Annotated in this window: 15 protein-coding genes and 1 pseudogene; 9 read left to right on the top strand and 7 right to left on the bottom strand. The window is 53.3% G+C overall.

Annotated elements, in window-relative coordinates:
- Positions 1-63: 63 nt before the first annotated feature.
- From ACFIO0_RS13910 to ACFIO0_RS13895, 4 genes are all read right to left on the bottom strand, one after another.
- Entirely contained in the window at positions 64-774 is a 711-nt protein-coding gene (locus tag ACFIO0_RS13910; RefSeq protein WP_390910996.1) for a hypothetical protein, read from the bottom strand.
- Between the two features lie 232 nt (positions 775-1,006).
- Entirely contained in the window at positions 1,007-3,160 is a 2,154-nt protein-coding gene (locus ACFIO0_RS13905; protein WP_390910995.1) for a DEAD/DEAH box helicase, read from the bottom strand.
- Positions 3,160-4,776 (bottom strand): dsDNA nuclease domain-containing protein, encoded by a 1,617-nt coding sequence (locus ACFIO0_RS13900; RefSeq protein ID WP_390910994.1) that lies wholly within the window; start codon positions 4,774-4,776, stop codon positions 3,160-3,162. The genes ACFIO0_RS13905 and ACFIO0_RS13900 overlap by 1 nt, the downstream gene beginning before the upstream one ends.
- 316 nt (positions 4,777-5,092) lie before the next feature.
- Positions 5,093-6,685: a type I restriction-modification enzyme R subunit C-terminal domain-containing protein gene (locus tag ACFIO0_RS13895; RefSeq protein ID WP_390910993.1), complete on the bottom strand. Its 1,593-nt coding sequence runs from the start codon at positions 6,683-6,685 to the stop codon at positions 5,093-5,095.
- Between the two features lie 193 nt (positions 6,686-6,878).
- Between ACFIO0_RS13895 and ACFIO0_RS13890 the strand changes: the two genes are divergently transcribed.
- Positions 6,879-8,230, top strand: a protein-coding gene (locus ACFIO0_RS13890; RefSeq protein WP_390910864.1) for an IS3 family transposase whose coding sequence is annotated in 2 segments (ribosomal slippage) — positions 6,879-7,215 and positions 7,215-8,230 — 1,353 coding nt in all. Because the reading frame shifts where the segments join, the coding sequence is not laid out codon by codon here.
- A 359-nt stretch (positions 8,231-8,589) separates the two neighbouring features.
- On the opposite strand, the gene ACFIO0_RS13885 is transcribed toward ACFIO0_RS13890, so the two are convergent.
- Positions 8,590-9,746, bottom strand: a protein-coding gene (locus ACFIO0_RS13885) for an IS3 family transposase (protein ID WP_390910992.1) whose coding sequence is annotated in 2 segments (ribosomal slippage) — positions 8,590-9,500 and positions 9,500-9,746 — 1,158 coding nt in all. Because the reading frame shifts where the segments join, the coding sequence is not laid out codon by codon here.
- A gap of 68 nt (positions 9,747-9,814) precedes the next feature.
- Positions 9,815-10,892: pseudogene (locus ACFIO0_RS13880) on the bottom strand (IS3 family transposase); the annotation flags it as partial.
- A gap of 63 nt (positions 10,893-10,955) precedes the next feature.
- On the opposite strand from ACFIO0_RS13880, the gene ACFIO0_RS13875 reads away from it, so the two are divergent.
- The 4 genes from ACFIO0_RS13875 (at position 10,956) to ACFIO0_RS13860 (ending at position 15,039) form a co-directional block, all read left to right on the top strand.
- Positions 10,956-11,381, top strand: coding sequence for a hypothetical protein (locus ACFIO0_RS13875; protein ID WP_390910991.1), 426 nt, complete (start codon positions 10,956-10,958; stop codon positions 11,379-11,381).
- 297 nt (positions 11,382-11,678) lie between these two features.
- The gene (locus tag ACFIO0_RS13870) at positions 11,679-12,830 is read left to right on the top strand and encodes a lytic murein transglycosylase (RefSeq protein WP_390910990.1); all 1,152 of its coding nucleotides are present in this window, start codon (positions 11,679-11,681) and stop codon (positions 12,828-12,830) included.
- A 112-nt stretch (positions 12,831-12,942) separates the two neighbouring features.
- Positions 12,943-13,860 (top strand): lipid A-modifier LpxR family protein, encoded by a 918-nt coding sequence (locus tag ACFIO0_RS13865; protein ID WP_390910989.1) that lies wholly within the window; start codon positions 12,943-12,945, stop codon positions 13,858-13,860.
- A gap of 117 nt (positions 13,861-13,977) precedes the next feature.
- Positions 13,978-15,039 carry a Hint domain-containing protein gene (locus ACFIO0_RS13860; RefSeq protein WP_390910988.1) on the top strand — a complete coding sequence of 354 codons (1,062 nt, stop codon included), beginning with the start codon at positions 13,978-13,980 and terminating at the stop codon, positions 15,037-15,039.
- A gap of 22 nt (positions 15,040-15,061) precedes the next feature.
- On the opposite strand, the gene ACFIO0_RS13855 is transcribed toward ACFIO0_RS13860, so the two are convergent.
- Positions 15,062-15,622 (bottom strand): redoxin domain-containing protein, encoded by a 561-nt coding sequence (locus tag ACFIO0_RS13855; RefSeq protein ID WP_390910987.1) that lies wholly within the window; start codon positions 15,620-15,622, stop codon positions 15,062-15,064.
- 24 nt (positions 15,623-15,646) lie between these two features.
- On the opposite strand from ACFIO0_RS13855, the gene argH reads away from it, so the two are divergent.
- Genes argH through ACFIO0_RS13835 form a run of 4 tightly spaced genes read left to right on the top strand, consistent with a single transcriptional unit; the run spans position 15,647 to position 17,694 of the window.
- Positions 15,647-17,038 (top strand): argininosuccinate lyase, encoded by a 1,392-nt coding sequence (gene argH, locus ACFIO0_RS13850; RefSeq protein ID WP_390910986.1) that lies wholly within the window; start codon positions 15,647-15,649, stop codon positions 17,036-17,038.
- Positions 17,035-17,211 carry a hypothetical protein gene (locus ACFIO0_RS13845; RefSeq protein WP_390910985.1) on the top strand — a complete coding sequence of 59 codons (177 nt, stop codon included), beginning with the start codon at positions 17,035-17,037 and terminating at the stop codon, positions 17,209-17,211. Before argH ends, ACFIO0_RS13845 begins: the two co-directional genes overlap by 4 nt.
- 14 nt (positions 17,212-17,225) lie before the next feature.
- On the top strand, positions 17,226-17,375 hold the full coding sequence (locus ACFIO0_RS13840) for a hypothetical protein (RefSeq protein WP_390910984.1): 150 nt from the start codon (positions 17,226-17,228) through the stop codon (positions 17,373-17,375).
- Between the two features lies 1 nt (position 17,376).
- Positions 17,377-17,694, top strand: a complete 318-nt coding sequence (locus tag ACFIO0_RS13835; RefSeq protein WP_390910983.1) for a DUF2834 domain-containing protein — start codon at positions 17,377-17,379, stop codon at positions 17,692-17,694.
- Positions 17,695-17,773: the final 79 nt, after the last annotated feature.

Raw genomic sequence — 17,773 nt, 5'->3', positions numbered from 1 at the left:
ATCGCAGCATTTTGATGCGGCGATCAATGGCCGCGAGTGGGCCGGCAAAAAAGACGCTGCGAGCTATGCCTTCGCAGCGATATGGCTGACGCGCAACCAATCAACCCACTTTGTAAGAAAACTTCGAAAATCAGTCTCCTTGATGCGCAAGACATTCAATCCCTCCAAGTCTCCGAGCCCACTTGGGCATTTCCCCTCTCCGTTTTTGCACTCTAAGCGACCATATTTCCCACTGACAAACGCGTACATCTTGACTGGGCTATCATGCCCGCGCCTTCCGTTCTCATCGAGGTATGCGACGCCTCCATGTGCCAGCGCATTTCGAAGAATACTTATCCACTGTGAAGCTGGCATGTTACGGGCGGCTTCTCTTGCCTCATCACCGCCAAGGTATTCAGCGATGTTATTCGGGATTCCGTCTGCGGTGTTGAAGAATGGTTGTTCACGTACGTTTGCAAACGACCAAGCGGAGTCTTCGCAAAATGGAGCGGCGGCGAAGCTCCCCTTTCTGATCACGTCAATAAAGGCTTGAACGGTATCTTCACTGATATGTCGGTCGTCGGCGTAGCCTGGGGGTTTGTCAATTTGACGCTCGATACGTTCTATTGGGAGATTAATGATCGGCATCGCCATAGAGATCAGGAATGTCGATGTTAAAGGCCCGAGTTCGGGGCGATCATTACCATGAACATTTTGTGCCTGATCCCACAAGCCATCAATGAGTTGTAGACAGCGTTCTGGCAGGTTGATCCCGTAGTGATAAGGTTGTCCCAAGGTATGTTCCTCTCAGTATAATTTTCGCGTACGGGCTCATTTGGACCCTATATTAGAAGAGCTGCCAGGGCATCTTTTTGGGATGTCATTTATCGATGCCGGCTTCGGTGATGCTGCGTTGCGGCGATGGCCTGTAGTGCGAACGGCAGGTTTGGAGCACTCGTGTAAATTCGTGGGCCGCTACGATAGTCTGAATCGTCGCGACGCAGAGTAATTGTCAGTTGATAGGTAATTATCGTGGCATGCTCGCGGAAACACTATTCAATATATCAACCTCGAACGGGTGCAAGTTTGGAGTGTTCAGGGCCGTTGATACAATCCTGTTTATCGCTTCCTGGAGAGGTTCCTCGGAGCCGCTTTCGCGAAGGAGCTTTCGACCCAGAGAAACTGGGATTCCAAATTCATCCAGAAAGAAAACGTTTGAATTTAGAAACATGGTTTCGGCTTGTCCCACGAAGTAGCGGTAATCTGCGATGGATCGTTTGCCCAATTTACTGCAGACGTCCCTATGAATCCTTTCAATGGCAGCAAGTTGTCTGGGGAAAGTAAAGCAGACATAACTTCGCAGGAAGCGAAGACCATTATCGATGGCATCGCTGACCGATTGCTCAGCGCGGCGGTGTTTCACACGATCCTCAAGGAATTCCTTCAGTGAGCTCGAGAGCCGGACCTTCGTCAGAACCGCAGCCAATTGGGTACCATCATGAATTTGAAAACCGTTCAGTCTCGATGCCATCGCCATCTCTTGGTAGATAATTTCGCAAGCACATATGAGTTCTTCGCTGTTCGGAAGGTGGGTCCAGTTGAGGAGGTTGCGGTAAACCATATCTGACCGAATTCGCCTCGCAATGCTCTCTTGAATTTCAATGCCGATGTATCGATTTTCTTGGATTGTGGCGATTTCGAGCTCACTGTTTCGGAACTCGACCTCAAGACGGGTTTTCGAGGAAGGTGTCAGATCTTCATTTGCGAGGCCGAGCAGTAACGAAATAGGCGTATCGTCTGGCTGTTCATCCACGGCAATATCCACCAGCATATCGACGGCTTCCGGCGGTTGCTCCAGAACGAACACCTTACCGACAAACCATTCACCCATTCTGCCGGCACGGCCAGCAACATTCCGATAGGAGAAATAGTCGATGTTTGAGGTGCTGACCCTGCGATCATAAACGATCACGTTCTCAGCGATCGTATTGATTCCTTCAATCAGTGTGGAAGTGCAGAGGATTACCGAGAGTTTCCTTTCCGAGAATGCCCTGATCATATACTGCTGAATTGCGCGCGGCACATTGCCATGGTGAATACCAATGCCCTGTTTCAGGGCTTCAGTAACAACCCATTCACTTGGGAACTCCTGCTCGAGCCAAGATGCAGCGTCCGCAGTTGTTGGCGACGGGGACGCGGCACCCTTCTCAATTAGGAACTGGGCAACTTCTGCACATTTGGCGGGGGACTGACAATACACCAGAGTAGGGCCGGTATTCACTGTGATGAGTTCGAAGACCTTACTGAGACGGTCTTCGCCATCTCTGGGTAGATTGAAATACTCCACATCTAGAGCCACCGTGGAAAACTTCGATGGAATGAAGGTATGCTGATACTTCCCAGCAATACCCCGAACAGCGTCAACATGCGGTCCAATCAGGTAAAACTGTGCATCCAATGAAGCGAGCTTATGGAAAGCAAGGTTCAGATCGACGGCACGGTCTTGCCCGCCAGCAAGGTTTGACCTGATATCAAGCTTGTAGAATTCATCTACTACGAAGAAGTCGATATTTTGAAGGTCGGATCGAGAAAGCACGCGCTCCTGGGTAAGAATGAAGATAGCATTTCTACCAGCGGGCACGGCTTGGGATGCGTGAGTAATGATCGTATACGTTTCAGAAAACTGGTTGGTGAGCCGTTTCCGGGTCTCGTCGATCAATGCGATCGTCGGCACGATGATAACGATTTGGCGGAACTTGTTTGAAGCGACAACAGCATCGACGATCATGCTCTTGCCCACACTCGTGGTTGCACTCAGCACAACGCTGCGGCCAGCAATGATCTGCTTGTAGACATTCAGCTGTAATGAATGAAATCGTCTCCCGTCGAGACCGGGAGCCTCATGGGCCCCGACCAACATGGCGTCTGCAAAGTCATTGACCTCGGAAAGGTAAGGGATCAAGCCAACCGACTTGATCAAGCTGTTCATCAATTGTCCAAATTTGAGTGGCAGATCTCGACGCTTATCGAGCGCTCGGATAACCAACTCACGTGCTTGATCATGCGTTTCTCTATCGTTCGATAGGGCGGCCGTCAGGCGAAGGATATGGACCCAATCCGCTTCACTGCGGTCATCCGCCTGAAGGATATCCAGAGCTGACTGCACTTCTGCAACTGTCATCAGTTTAATGCCTTTTCAAAGAAACGTGTAAGATTCGCAACATTGGGAACTGGGATTAAGAATACGGCCACTGAGACATCAAGTAAGGAATCTGGTAGTAGCTCTTTGAATGCTTGGTATTCCACATCGGCTTCCGCAATGAGGTCAGTAAGGTAATCCTCATAGAACGACTTTCCCAAGTGAGGGCTTTCGTAGGCCAATAACACGGGGAGTCTAACGACTTTTCGTAGATCTTCGATCTTGGCGCGGTTGGATAGTAATGCCTGAATGGTCGTTGGCCGGCTGTTGAGGGGTTGGCGAAGCGACAACGCAAATTCGCGTTCCTTCTTTAAGACTCCAGAGGTGACGGCAGCCTCAATTCTTGACACGATCTCCTTCAGAATTTTGTCCCGCTCCACAAGGGGAAGAAGACTGGGCCGACCCAGCCAAAGCTGGTCGCCGCTGGCATGGAAAACAATGTGGGCGCTCGTTGCTGTGCCATCGTCAAGGCTGAAAAGGCGACAGGGAATAGGTTCGCTGCCTAGATGGTTTCGCATGATCGCATGCAGAAGCGTCTCTGCAAGTAGCCCTTCGTTGTCGATCGACTTCCCCTTCAAAGCGGTTTTGGCCTTTGGAAGGAGTTCTCGGGCATTAAACCGGTTGAAATGTGAAAGAGTGCTGGACGGCAGGGTGATTTCTGGCAACCAGTCGAGTAAATAATCACAAAGCTCTTCGATTCTCCAGATTCCCTCGTCGAATTCTACATCATAGGCGGTCATAGACCTGTTGATGTCGCCATCGTTCTGCAGTGAAAACTCGGTCAAAAAGGGTTCTGGGAGGACTTCGTAGACCTTCATGGTTACATGTGATGTAGCTCTGATTTTTACGATTTGATCCTCCCACCAAAGCAGAAGGCTCTTGCGCCCTATCGACTTCAAGAGCGGTTCGCTCATCCTCGATGCATCTGATGCTTTACGAACCTGCTTCATCAGGTCTTCGTAAATGGCTTCGACCATGGAGTACAACGGAGACGCCCCTCTACCCTCACAGAGTCTGAGAATTCGGTTGATAGATTGGTTCTCTAAAGCGTCGCTTGAGCCAGCTACATGCCAATATAACGACGCAGCCCAGTCGCCAAGATGACGCCCCTTCTCAGAAACTGACTTCTTATATTTTTTGCTGAAATTCGTGACCAGCGTAGCAATCTTTTCCCCTACGGTTTGTCGATTATCACGCTGAACGCAGAAAGGTTTTAGATTGGTAGCTACATCCCTTTTCGTTACCAGTCTGAAGCGGGCACGGTCGGAAAATTTGTCACAAGCCAACGATTTTTCACATAGAGACGACCACTCGATCTTTTTCCCGTTACTACTGGCGCGTTCTGTGAGCTCTTTAAGGTTCCACTTCCCATTGGCCTCGGTTGTCTTTACCTGAATGTACTCGCTTAAGGGCCCTATTTCATCGATGATCCGAAGGGTAATATCGTCGGCGGTCTCGAATTCTACAGCGACGGTAGAGCTGTCAACGAGCATATCTAAAAGTATGCCTGCGCCAGCATGGTCCTGAAAACGAAAGCCGGCCCTGGCAGAAACACCGCCCGCGTCAGATGGATTCTCAATAAGTGGATCAGCATTCATTGTGCGAGCTTCTGATTTATTACTTGTATATCAACGTGTAAAGCCTGTTCATATTAGACGTCTATAGCAAGGTTAAACCGGAGGTTGTTAAGTTTTTTCTTTGCTCATCTGGACGACTGCTTTGAATAAGAATCCAAAAGCAGTCGAAAGATCATTCGGCGTATCAAGTAGTCGCAACACATCGATTGCCGCGCGTGGCTTCGCCCGAAGGTGCGCGATGGGTTTCGTATCGTTTAAATTAAACAGCAAACCTGGCAAAGTGGCGTTCGTAACGATTTTAGAGCGATCGCTGGAATCGTCCCAATACAGCCTCAACTTACGCTGCGACTGACGCATTCAACGCTCTTACAATCTGAATTATCTCGCTCGTCTGATCCCGATCAAAAACACCTGCAATACCCATGTCATCCAAGTCAGTGAAAGGGCTTTCATAAAACGTGGCCGGCTCAACAATGCCAGTTTCTGTGAGGCTGTCGATCACAAGGTCTAAGAACTCTGTTTGGTTTCCACTCAACTGATGCTGCGTCACAAAATTACTGAATGCGTCTTTTGCAGCAGATTTGTCCAATCCGGTCAAAGACCGGAGAAATGCGCCAAGGCCACCGTCGTCATTAAGCTGATTGAGGTGTTCATCATCGGCAACTCCTTGGTCACGTAGAATAGCTTCGAGCTCATCGAGATCTTGCTTGGTTAACGGTTCTCCGCGTCGGACCTTGATCAAGGTGATATGATCGCGATGTTCTTCTACAAAGCGGCGCATTTTCAGTTTGAAACGGGCCTTATCAACCCCACTACCGACTTCAGGCATTTTCACTTCTTCGCCGTCGCCGATTTCGTCCTCAAAATTGGTTATGACAACATTGCGTTCTTTGGCAGGGATCAGAGCAACCAGATTGCGTAACCGACGTCGGACATTTTCTAAGATTTGAGGCGTAATACCCTCCCAGAAACTGTCCGACTGAATGTCGAGGATCAGTTCCATTTCCTTTGCCACCAAAGGCACATTTGGCAGCAGTTCAAGAGCTGAGGCAAACTGGATAATCCTCTGCTGAAGCCTTTCAAAGCCGCTCTCTGCTTTTACCAGTTGCAACTGTGTGTTGAGGATCAAAAGGTCAAATTGCTTTGCCGGTAACGCGCCGTCGTCATAGGCAGAAGGTAGGCCAGCAAGGTCTTCAATCAGAGCCAAACGGGCATCCAAATCCAGGTTGTTCCAGCTTTCTCCTTTCTGGAACCTCTCGACACTTTTGCGCTTTGCTCGAACTATGAAGTTCTCAACTGGCATCCCTAAAACTTCATCATGCAAACGCTGTTTCGTTCCCAAAATCAGTTCCTCGTGGGAGTCCTCACTATCCCCAAGCGCATTGATCAATTCGACGCGGGCGATAAATAGACGCTCACCCATGGGTTTGGATCCTGGGCCCTCTGAGACGTTTGGATTTTCTTTGAAGAATTCCAAGTTTTGGCAGAAATCAAAAATGATGAATTCCTGTTTGTCTTCACCGGGCCCGAATAAGTCAGGCCGTAAACGGGTTCCGCGTCCGACCATCTGCCAGAATTTTGTTTTTGATCTGACAATCTTGAAGAAGACGAGGTTGACGACTTCGGGGATATCAATGCCGGTATCCAACATGTCCACAGAAACTGCGATTTGCGGCATCTTTTCTGGATCAGAGAAGTCGTCGATCAAGGACTGGGCATAGGTGACGGAATAGTCGATCAGTCGACAAAAATCGAGTAGGTGAGGATAATTGGCGTTGAAGCGGTCAACGATGAATTGGGCATGTTTACTGTTTTTCGCGAACACGATTGTCTTGCCAAAGCGATCGCCGCCTTCAACCTTTATCCCGTTGCGCATTAGGTGTTCGAGCACCTTGTCGACGGTGTCTTCATTGAATAGCCATTTGTTCAATTCAGCGCTCTCAACTCGATCGGGAACGCTGCCATCTTCATCCCATTCTACGGCGTCCCATTCTTCCTTTTCTTCTTCAGTTAACTGATCGTAATCGATCCCGTCTCTGTCTGACGTCAGCGCTTATGGGTCCAAATAGGTATATTTGATAAGAGAGAGTTGTTGGCTCATCGTAACCACTGAGGAGTGGGACATGAGACAGACAACTGGAACACGCAAAAGCCCTGGCGAGAAGATCGTCAAAGACATCAAGCGGGCCACGCGCAAGCATTATTCATCCGAAGAGAAGATCAGGATCGTCCTGGACGGTCTGCGTGGAGAAGACAGCATCGCCGAACTGTGCCGCCGTGAAGGCATATCACAGGGCATCTATTACAAATGGTCCAAGGACTTCATGGAGGCTGGCAAACGGCGGCTAGCTGGCGATACGGCACGTGCTGCAAACACAGATGAGGTTAAGGACCTGCGCCGCGAAGCCCGTGATCTGAAGGAAGTGGTGGCTGAACAGACGCTGGAACTGCGTCTTCTCAAAAAAAGCATGTTCGACGGTGGGGGCGACCCCGAATGAGATACCCTGCATCTGAGAAACTAGAGATCATCCGGTTGGTCGAAGAAAGCCACCTGTCAGCCCGCCTGACGCTCGCCAAGCTCGGTATCCCCCGCACCACATTCTACCGTTGGTATGATCGCTACCTCCAGCGTGGTGAGGCTGGGCTGCAGGACCAGTCTCCCAGGCCCAAGCACGTCTGGAACCGCATCCCTGACGACGTGCGTCGCAAGGTGGTCAAACTGGCGTTGAAGGAGACAGAGTTGTCACCGCGAGAACTGGCGGTGACGTTCACAGATACAGAAAGCTACTTTGTATCAGAGGCTTCAACGTATCGGATCTTGAAGGCGCACGATCTGATCACCAGTCCTGCCTTCATTGTGATCAAGGCCGCCAGTGAGTTCAAAGACAAAACGACGGCCATCAATCAGCTGTGGCAGACCGACTTCACCTATCTGAAGATCATCGGTTGGGGCTGGTTCTATCTCAGCACGATCCTGGACGACTACAGCCGTTACATCATCGCGTGGAAGCTTTGCACCAATATGCGGACCCGCGACGTCACTGACACGTTGGATCTGGCTTTAGCAGCGTCGGGATGTGACCAAGTTCATGTCGTCCACAAGCCGCGACTGCTCAGCGACAACGGCTCCAGCTACGTCTCGGGGGAACTGGCCGAATGGTTGCAGAATAAAGGTATGAAGCACTCGCGCGGTGCGCCGTATCATCCGCAAACCCAGGGCAAGATCGAGCGTTGGCATCAGACTTTGAAGAACCGCATCTTGCTGGAAAACTACTTCCTACCCGGTGATCTCGAAGCCCAGATTGAAGCCTTCGTCGATCACTACAATCATCGGCGCTTCCACGAGAGCCTGAGCAACGTCACACCGTCTGATGTCTACTTCGGACGGTACAAAGCCATTCTACAGCAACGAGAAAGGATCAAACATAAGACGCTCGAAACGCGACGCTTGCATCACAGACAACGCGCCGCATAATCAAACCAACCAGATGAGCCAAACTCTGTCTTAGCTTAAGCTGCCATTGGTTCCAAAAACCCTGACGACGGACAATAGTGGTCCGTCTATGGACGAGGGTGACCAAGCCTGAAGGTCATGACAGTCAATGCCACCACGACTTGCAAGCATCATCATGATTTCTGAATCGCCCCGTAAAACCTTCGTGAAGGTCACGCCTGTGTATCGCCCGAAATCAACCGCTGACAGCTCGTTCCGGGCAGCCAGACGGGACATATAAGAGAACGCGGTCTCTCGTGGCTGGAGGGGAACCGTCATGGGAAGTGGTCGGTCGGCAATCATTTATAGTCCTCTTGACCTGCCCCCCGAGGCTCCCTCATTCATAACGAGAGTTTGCGGGTTTGGATTTCATATTCTTCATCGTCAGTTTGGGCAAGCGCGTCGTGCGCGGAGCCCTCAAGTTGCTCAAGCGCCCGGCGCGCTTCAGTGGGCGTTTTGTTCCCGAGAGACGAGTGCGGTCTGACCTGATTGTAGTCGTATCGCCAAAGCGCCAGTTTTCTGCGGGCGTCATCTAAAGTGTCGAAGATCTCCTCATTCAGCAGCTCGTCTCGCAGGCTGCCATTAAAGCTTTCGATGAAGCCATTCTGCTGCGGTTTGCCCGGATCGATGTAATGCCAATCCACGTCGCTATCGCCAGCCCACTTCAGGATCGCGCGACTGGTAAACTCCGTCCCGTTGTCACTGACAATACAAGCAGGCTTTCCGTAGACGCGCACCAGTGCGTCCAATTCACGGGCAACCCGAGCGCCAGAGATGCTGGTATCGGCCATCAGGCACAGGTTCTCACGGCAGCAGTCGTCATTCACTGCCAGCATGCGGAACTTGCGAGACGCACCAAACGTGTCCGACACAAAATCCAACGACCAACGCTCGCCCGGGCGCAAAGCCACGGGCATAGGTGTCCGCGATCCACGCGCACGTTTACGGCCTCTGCGCCGCCTGACACCCAGCTTTTCCTCGGTGTAGAGACGATACAGCTTCTTGTGGTTCATAATCATGCCTTTGCGTTCCAACAGCACGCCAATCCGGCGATAGCCGAACCGACGCCGTTTGCTGGCAATCGCCTTCATCTCTTCGCGAACTTCTGGATTATCCGGCGGCTTGTCGCGCCGTACGGTCTTGGGATCGACACCGACCAGCCTGCACGCACGACGTTGCGAGATATCATGATCCCGCATTGCCTTGCGTGCTACAGCCCGTCGCAAATTCGGTGTCGTCAGTTCTTTCCCAGCAAATCTTTCAACACAACATTGTCGAGCATCGTGTCCGCCAGAAGACGCTTCAGCTTGGCGTTCTCGTCCTCCAGCGATTTAAGGCGGTGGGTGTCAGAAACGTTCATGCCACCTTTGGCTTTGAACTTGTAGAACGACGCAGGGCTCAGGCCATGTCTCCGACACACCTCAGCCGTTGGCATTCCAGCTTCTTGCTCTTTGATCATCCCAATAATCTGGGCCTCAGTAAAACGACTCTGTCGCATTTGTTTGCTCCTTCGAAAGTTGAGCAAACTTTACATTAAAACGAGGGAAGTTTCGGGGGGCAGGTCAGCTGCCTTGCAGCATCGCGTGTGACATATGTCCGCCGCCTGACGCGTTCCCGTTTCAAAAGCTGGAAGAAGCTTTCAGCCACCGCATTGTCATGGCAGTTCCCACGTCTGCTCATGCTGGCATCCAGATTGTGTTTGTCCAGGAACGATTGCCACTCTTTGCCCGTGAACTGCGATCCTTGATCAGAATGGATCATCACCTTGGTCTTTGGTTTGCGCCGCCAAACAGCAGCTAACAGTGCTTGCAAAGCAAGATCAGTTGTCATGCGCGACTGCATTGACCAGCCAACGACACGCCGCGAGAACAGATCAATGACCACAGCGAGATACGACCAGCCCTCATGCGTTCTGATGTAGGTAATGTCTGTCACCCATACCGTATCGGGCGCATCAACTTCGAAATGACGGTCCAAGGTGTTGTCGGCAACAACAGCAGGCTTGCCGCCATAGCGCCCTGGACGGCGTCTGTAGTCAATCTGTGCCGAGATGCCTGCTAAGCTGGTCAAACGTGCAACACGGTTCTCTGAGCAGGTCTCGCCTTGATCCAAAAGATCATCGTGCAGTTTGCGGTAGCCGTAGACCTTGCCGCTGTCCGTCCATGCCTGTTGCAGCAGATCAGTTTGCCGAGCGTCTTCAAGCGCACGCTGGCTCAACGGTTCTTTAACCCATGCGTAAAAGCCACTGAAATGCACCATCAGCACACGACACATTGACCGCACCGAAAACTCCGCCCGATGAGCCTCAATAAATGCGTACTTCACTGAGACTCTCGCGCGAAGTTCCCTCTCGTGCATTGCTGCGCAATACCCTGCCGGGCAGCGCGACGGTCGCCTTTTTTAAGATGGTGCGTTCCTCGGTCACCCGGGCCAGTTCGCGCTTCAACCGTCTTATCTCAGCAGCCTGTTCCGCAACCTCAGATCGGGCGCGTGGTGACTTCGCAAACTGCGCCTTCCAAGTGTACAAGGATTTGGTGCTGATACCCAACCGCTCGACCACTTCGCTGACAGCGTAACCACGCTCAACAACCTGCGCCACGGCGTCCTGTTTGAACTCGTCCGTAAACCGTATTCCCTTGTTCATAACCGTCTCTCCTTGGTTCCAAAATTACCAAGCAAAGCGTCTACAATACTAGGGGCACCTCAGATGATTAACCACGACCCCACACTTACACGGCGCCTGCGCCCGATTGAAATCAAGCCCATCACATTCAAGGAGTCCGGTCAGCAGTTGCGTGGCGCCCTCAAGCAGCTGTTGGCAGATGCGGAGATCGATGGTTCTGACCGCTTGCTTGATGAGGATGAATTCATCAAAATCCTGATCCATGCAGCTGTTGGCCGGTTTGGTGTTGCGATGGAATTGGCCATCGAGGCGATCGGTGAATGTGTGGAAGACGGAAGTAATGAAATCGATATGGGATATTTCGCGGATGCCTATGCTTTCCGGAATGACTGTGACGAAGAGCTGAATCCCTTTGTTGCTGATGACTGGAGTACCATCGATACGGGGAAAGCGCTTCAGCGTTATCAGGCGGAAACCCAGCAGCGCCGCAGTCGCCCCAAAACTACCTGATTTTTCCAACATTGCTGGACATGAAACCGCCCTTCGGGGCGGTTTTTTTGTGCCTTATCGTTATGTGACCGCGCCGCCAAGACGGGTTTTCGATGACGTAGAACGGGTTTCACGCGTCGCAAGACGGATTTACCTTTGTCGCCCATACTGCTAAGCGGTTGTTTTTATTGATGTGGAATTTCGGCCAGAACGGAGTTTCGATGTCGGACGTCAGCTACCACAAGAAAAAGCCTCGTTTGCGAACGGGGCTTTTGTCGTTAGAATGCCCCAAAACAATAACATAAAACGAGCAGTGGTATGAGCATTACAAGACGGAATTTCGGATTTGGAGCCTTGGCTCTTGGGTTAGCGGCGTGCAGTTCGACGGCGCAAACGGGGGCCACGCGTGGTGCTGCGCGCCCGTCAAGGTTGGCCGCCGACCTGCGCCCCGTCCCGAACAGCAGCTATGACGCGTGGGTCAAAGCCTTTCGCGGGCGCGCTGCTGGCAAAGGGATATCCGAGGCCACCCTGCGCACAGCTTTTCGCGGCACCGGATATTTGCCCGGCGTGGTAAAACGCGACCGCAACCAAACCGAATTCAAACGCAGCCTCGAAGATTATCTCTCCATCGCCGCCTCAGATGAACGGATCAGCAAGGGGCGTGCCGCCTTTGCGCAGCACCGCGCCACACTCAGCACGCTTGAGGGCAAGTACGGTGTTGATGCGGAAATCATTACGGCGATTTGGGGATTAGAGAGCTTCTTTGGCGAGCGTCGCGGCGACGTGCCGGTGATTTCGGCAACCTCGACCTTGGCCTTTGATGGGCGGCGCGGTGCGTTCTTTGAAAAGCAGCTGATCGCAGCGCTTAAGATCATTCAAAACGGTGATATTTCAGCGTCGCAAATGACTGGCAGCTGGGCGGGCGCGATGGGCCACACACAGTTCATCCCAACGTCATACCAAGCCTTTGCGGTTGATTTCACTGGCGACGGGCGGCGCGACATTTGGTCGGATGACCCTACAGATGCCTTGGCGTCAACGGCTGCGTACCTGCAACGCAGTGGCTGGACACGCGGCACACGCTGGGGGGCTGAAACCGGGCCAAACGCACCCGCAGGCAGCATCCTTCAGCCGCAGCCGGGCGGGCCGAAATTTTCGGTCACGGGAAATTTTCGCGCGATCAAACGCTACAATAATTCTGATGCCTACGCGATTGGTGTTGGCCATTTGGCGGACCGAATTGGGGGCGCAGGACCGCTGCGTGGATCATTCCCGCCAGACGCCTACGGGTTGACCAAAAAGGATCGGGTGAAGCTGCAGGAACGCTTGACGGCCAAAGGCTTTGACACTGATGGTTCGGACGGCGTGATCGGACCGAACAGCCGCAAAGCCATCAGCGCGTATCAAAGCAGCATCGGGCAAGCGGCGACTGGCGATCCGTCCGTCGCATTGCTGCGCAGTCTGGGCTAAGACGCAACACCTTGGCAAAATCCGAAACACTCGTTTGAAAATTCTAGTCACCCTGAGCAAGGCGCGCTAAGAAAAAGCCGCTCGGGGGGGCATTTCAGACGGGGTTTTCCTGATGTTTCGCCGAATTGCAGTCGCACTTAGTGCGCTGATCCTCTTGTCCAGTGCGGCCGACGCAGAACGAGCGCGCCTCGGATTTGGATTGCTTTTGACCAATGATTTTGTTGGCGACGGCGAAGACCGCTGGCGCACGGGGTCTGTGACGTCCTCGCGGATCTGGGGGCCTGAATGGACGGGCGAGCTGCCCAACAATTTCGGTGAGATTATCGAATTGCGGATCGGTGGTGAAATCATCGCCCCTGCCAATTTGCGCACGCCCGCCGCGGGTGATCGCCCCTACGCGGGGGCACTTTCGATTGGCGCGCACACGCATTTTCAAAAGAAAAACACCGAATTCGTACTCGGGGCTGATTTGGTTCTGGTGGGCTCATCGACCGGACTGGGGCGTTTTCAAGACGCACTGCATGATTTGGGTGGCATTGCGCGCCCGTCCAGCGGCGTGCTGGCAAACCAGATCGGCAATCAGGTGCGCCCGACATTCGTGATGGAGACGGGGCGTTCCGTTGACCTAAGCCCGACAGCCAATGTGCGCCCGTTCATCGAGGCGCGGGCAGGGGCAGAAACGCTGCTGCGTGCAGGGTTCGATCTTAGTTTTGGACAGGTCGGCAAAGGCGAATTGCTGGTGCGTGATCCGGTCACAGGGCAACGTTACCGGACGATCAAAAATGACGGCTGGTCCGGTGCCAGCTTTGTCGTTGGCGCAGACATGGCCTATGTTGACTCCTCGATTTTCTTGCCGACGGACCGCGGATTTTCGATCACAGACAGCCGTGATCGCGTGCGCGCAGGCCTGCATTTTCAAAACAAGAATGGTGCAGGTGGTTTTTACGGGGTCACATGGCTGGGCGAAGAATTCGAGGGTCAAGGCGGCAGCCAGGTCGTAGGTTCGGCTCAGTTCAACCTTAGGTTCTAAAAGACACAGTTTCGCGACTGACACAAAACCGGTCTTTTAGAAGTGATTCGTGTTTGTTAACGATTGATTAATAGAAGCGGAAAACCGCTCAATATCGAAGAGGCAGGCAATTAAGATATGAAAACGGGCTTTAAAGGCACGTTTGTTATCTCTTGGTCGCAAACAGAAGTTGATGGTCTTGATGGCGCGCCAGTGCACTCGCTGAGTGTGGGTGCCGCGTGGTCATGGAGAGGGGACGCAGTCCGCGTGGACGGTCCGGCTGATGTATTGCGATTGGATGGGGCAAACGGTTCGGAAAATTTGCGCAAACGAGCGGCACGTATGGTGCACCGCTTGGTTGGTGCAGCAGTTGAAAACAAACCATTGGCAGCAGTTGTCGAGGACGACAGTCCTTTGATGGACAGCAGTTTTGTGGTCACAGACGGGGCGCAAAGCTATACGGTGACCTTGATCGAAGTGGGGCGCGGATCGCAGCCTTTGCTGATGTTCATGGACCAGATGCCGCCGCGCAACAGTGATCTGTGGATCGTGCATCACACGCTAGGAACAGCGTCGGTGAACCCGATGGTGCCGGCCAGTGGGGGGGTGATTTGCTTTACGCCGAACACGCGGATCGAAACGCCGGATGGCCCGCGTTTGATTCAGGATTTGCGCGAAGGCGACAAGGTTCAGACCAAGGACAATGGCGCACAAGACATTTTGTGGATTGGCAGTCGTCGCATGACGGGCGCACGTCTGTTTGCCATGCCGCATCTGCGCCCAATCCGGATCAAGGCCGGTGCTTTGTGCGTCGAACGTCCGGACGAAGAACTGCTGGTTTCGCCGGAACATCGCATGGTTATCCAAGGCGACGAGGCGCGCGCGCTGTTCAACACCCCGGAGATTCTGGTCGCGGCCAAGGATTTGATCAACGGGTCGTCCATCACTGTCGATCTGAACGTTCCACAAGTCACGTACGTGCACTTATTGCTGCCAGATCATCAGGTTCTGTGGGCGAATGGTGTCGAAACCGAAAGCTTCCACCCTGCGAACACTTCGCTCAAGACTCTTGAGGACAGCGATCGCACGCGTTTGCTCGCGCAGTTCCCGGATCTGGAATACGACCCGCACACGTATGGCGGATACGCACGCCGTAACTTGTCAGCGTCCGAGGCAGCAATTCTGAACCACGCGGCGTAACGATCGCCGAGTGGTTCGCCGTCTATTCCTCTGAAATCAGTTCTGCGATGATCGCCTTGGCGCTATCGCTGGCCCAATCCGCATCGCCGCGCAGACGTGCTATCTCGCGCCCTTCGGGGTCTAAAATCACAGTAATCGGCAGGCCAAAAATCCCCATCTGGCTGGCCAGTTTTTGTTTCGGGTCCTGATGGCGGGGCAGGTTGGAGATGCCGGTGTCCGCAAAGAACTTGGTGATGCCCTCAGGCGAATTACGTCCCGTTGCGATGGTCAGCACTTCGAAATCATCGCCGCCAAATTGGTCCTGCAATTCCGACAGCATTGGCATTTCTTTGCGGCACGGCGCACACCACGTCGCCCAGAAATTCAGCAAAACATATTTGCCCTGATACGCCTCAAGCGTTTGATCACCTTCGCCATCCGCCAATTCGAACGCCGCGTTTGAAACGCTTTCGGGCGTGCCATAAAACACCAGTTTTTTCATATCACCCGTACGCAGAGCCGCAGCGTCGGACGTATCCGCCATCGCAGCGTTTGCGCCCAAGGCCAGCGCCGTATACATGATCGCAGCAACAATACGTTTCATCTTGTCTCCAAAGGCTCGTTTCTCATGACTGACAACTCTTCCAATACCATGTGGGGCGGCCGTTTTGCCGCTGGACCAGACGCCATCATGGAGGCAATTAACGCATCCATCGGGTTTGACCAGCGCATGGCTGCACAAGATATCGCAGGGTCGCGCGCCCATGCCGCCATGTTGGGGGCCACAGACATTCTGACAGATACCGACGTTGCGGCCATTCGTGAAGGGCTGCTCACGGTGTTGTCAGAAATCGAGGGCGGAACGTTTCAGTTTTCGACCGCATTGGAAGACATCCACATGAATGTGGAAAGCCGTCTCAAAGAAATTATCGGTGAACCGGCGGGGCGCCTGCACACCGGTCGGTCGCGCAATGACCAAGTGGCGACAGATTTTAAACTGTGGGTCCGTGACCAGTTTGATGCGGCCGAAGCAGGTTTGCTGGCATTGATCAACGCGCTGCTGGGGCAAGCAGAGGCAGGGGCCGACTGGGTCATGCCCGGTTTTACCCACCTGCAAGTTGCCCAACCTGTGACGTGGGGCCACCACATGTTGGCTTATGTCGAAATGTTCGGTCGTGATTTGTCGCGGGTGCGAGATGCACGCAAACGGATGAATGAATCGCCGTTGGGTGCTGCGGCTTTGGCCGGCACGTCGTTTCCGATTGATCGTCACATGACCGCCGAGGCGCTTGGTTTTGATCGCCCCTCTGCCAATTCGCTGGACGCGGTTAGTGATCGCGATTTCGCGCTCGATTTCCTAAGCGTCGCGTCCATCAGCGCCATGCACCTGTCCCGTTTTGCCGAAGAACTGGTGATCTGGTCCTCGGCACAATTCCGCTTTGTGACCCTGTCGGATCGGTTTTCGACAGGCTCATCCATCATGCCGCAAAAGAAAAACCCTGATGCGGCTGAGCTGATCCGCGCCAAAGTGGGCCGTATTTACGGGGCGAACACAGGCCTGATGATGGTGATGAAAGGGCTGCCGCTGACCTATTCCAAGGACATGCAAGAAGACAAAGAACAGGTGTTCGATGCCGCCGATTCATGGATGCTGGCGATGGCCGCGATGGAGGGGATGGTCAAAGACATGACCGCCAACCGCGACGAACTGGCTGTGGCTGCGGCCTCTGGTTTTTCCACGGCAACCGATTTGGCCGACTGGCTGGTGCGCGTTTTGGGCATGCCGTTCCGCGACGCCCATCACATTACTGGCACACTGGTCGCCATGGCCGAAAGCAAAAATTGCGATTTGCCAGATCTGACACTCGCGGACATGCAATCGGTGCATGCGCAGATCACAGCCGAAGTATTTGACGTCTTGGGCGTGCAAAACTCGGTCAATTCGCGTATGTCTTACGGCGGAACCGCGCCTGCACAAGTGCGCGCGCAGGTACAACGCTGGAAGGACCAACTGGCATGAAATACGCAGTGACTTTGATTTTGGCGCTGGGCCTTGCTGGGTGCGGCGCTGATGGCGAACCGATAACGCCGAACCTGAACGCGGGTGTCAGTGTCGGACCAAACGGGCTGAACACGAACGCCGGTGTCAGCGTGCAAAAAGGACCGTTTAGCCTGGGGTGGAACATCTTTTGAAAGCCGTATTCGCAATGTGTAGCGTTCTTGCCTTGGCCGCGTGCGATCCTAACCGCTTTCCCGCACCTGATCCGGCGACACATCAAAGACAAGAACCATCGACAACCGAACCGGGCGTCACTGTCTCAGGCTCGGTCGAAGTCGGCGTGATGAAAACGTTCTGAGATGTCCCCATTGCGCATAATTTATTTGGGCCTTGCCCTTTGGGGTGCAATCCACCCGATGTACTATTTTATCCAATGGTTTCAGACGAATGGCTATGACATCACGGCGATGGTTGATGCGTGGCACACAAATGCCGCCTCTAGCGGGCTGGTTTGGGATCTGACAATCGCGGCCATCGCGCTGACCGTTTGGATCATCGCCGAAGTCGCCACACGCCGCAATTTCATCGCGCTGATCGCGATCCCTGCAACATTTTGCATCGGCGTAAGCTGCGGTTTGCCATTGTATCTGTTCCTGCGCACGCGTCCTGTGGTCTGATCCCAGCCCTTTTGGCTAAAATTGGAAACAGTGATGCCCAATTTGCGCCATTATTTCCATTTATCCCTGCTGCAAAGGT

Origin of the sequence: Pseudosulfitobacter sp. SM2401 (assembly GCF_042932805.1) — a bacterium.
GTDB lineage: Bacteria > Pseudomonadota > Alphaproteobacteria > Rhodobacterales > Rhodobacteraceae > Ascidiaceihabitans.
This window is presented reverse-complemented; position numbering and strand designations above follow the sequence as displayed.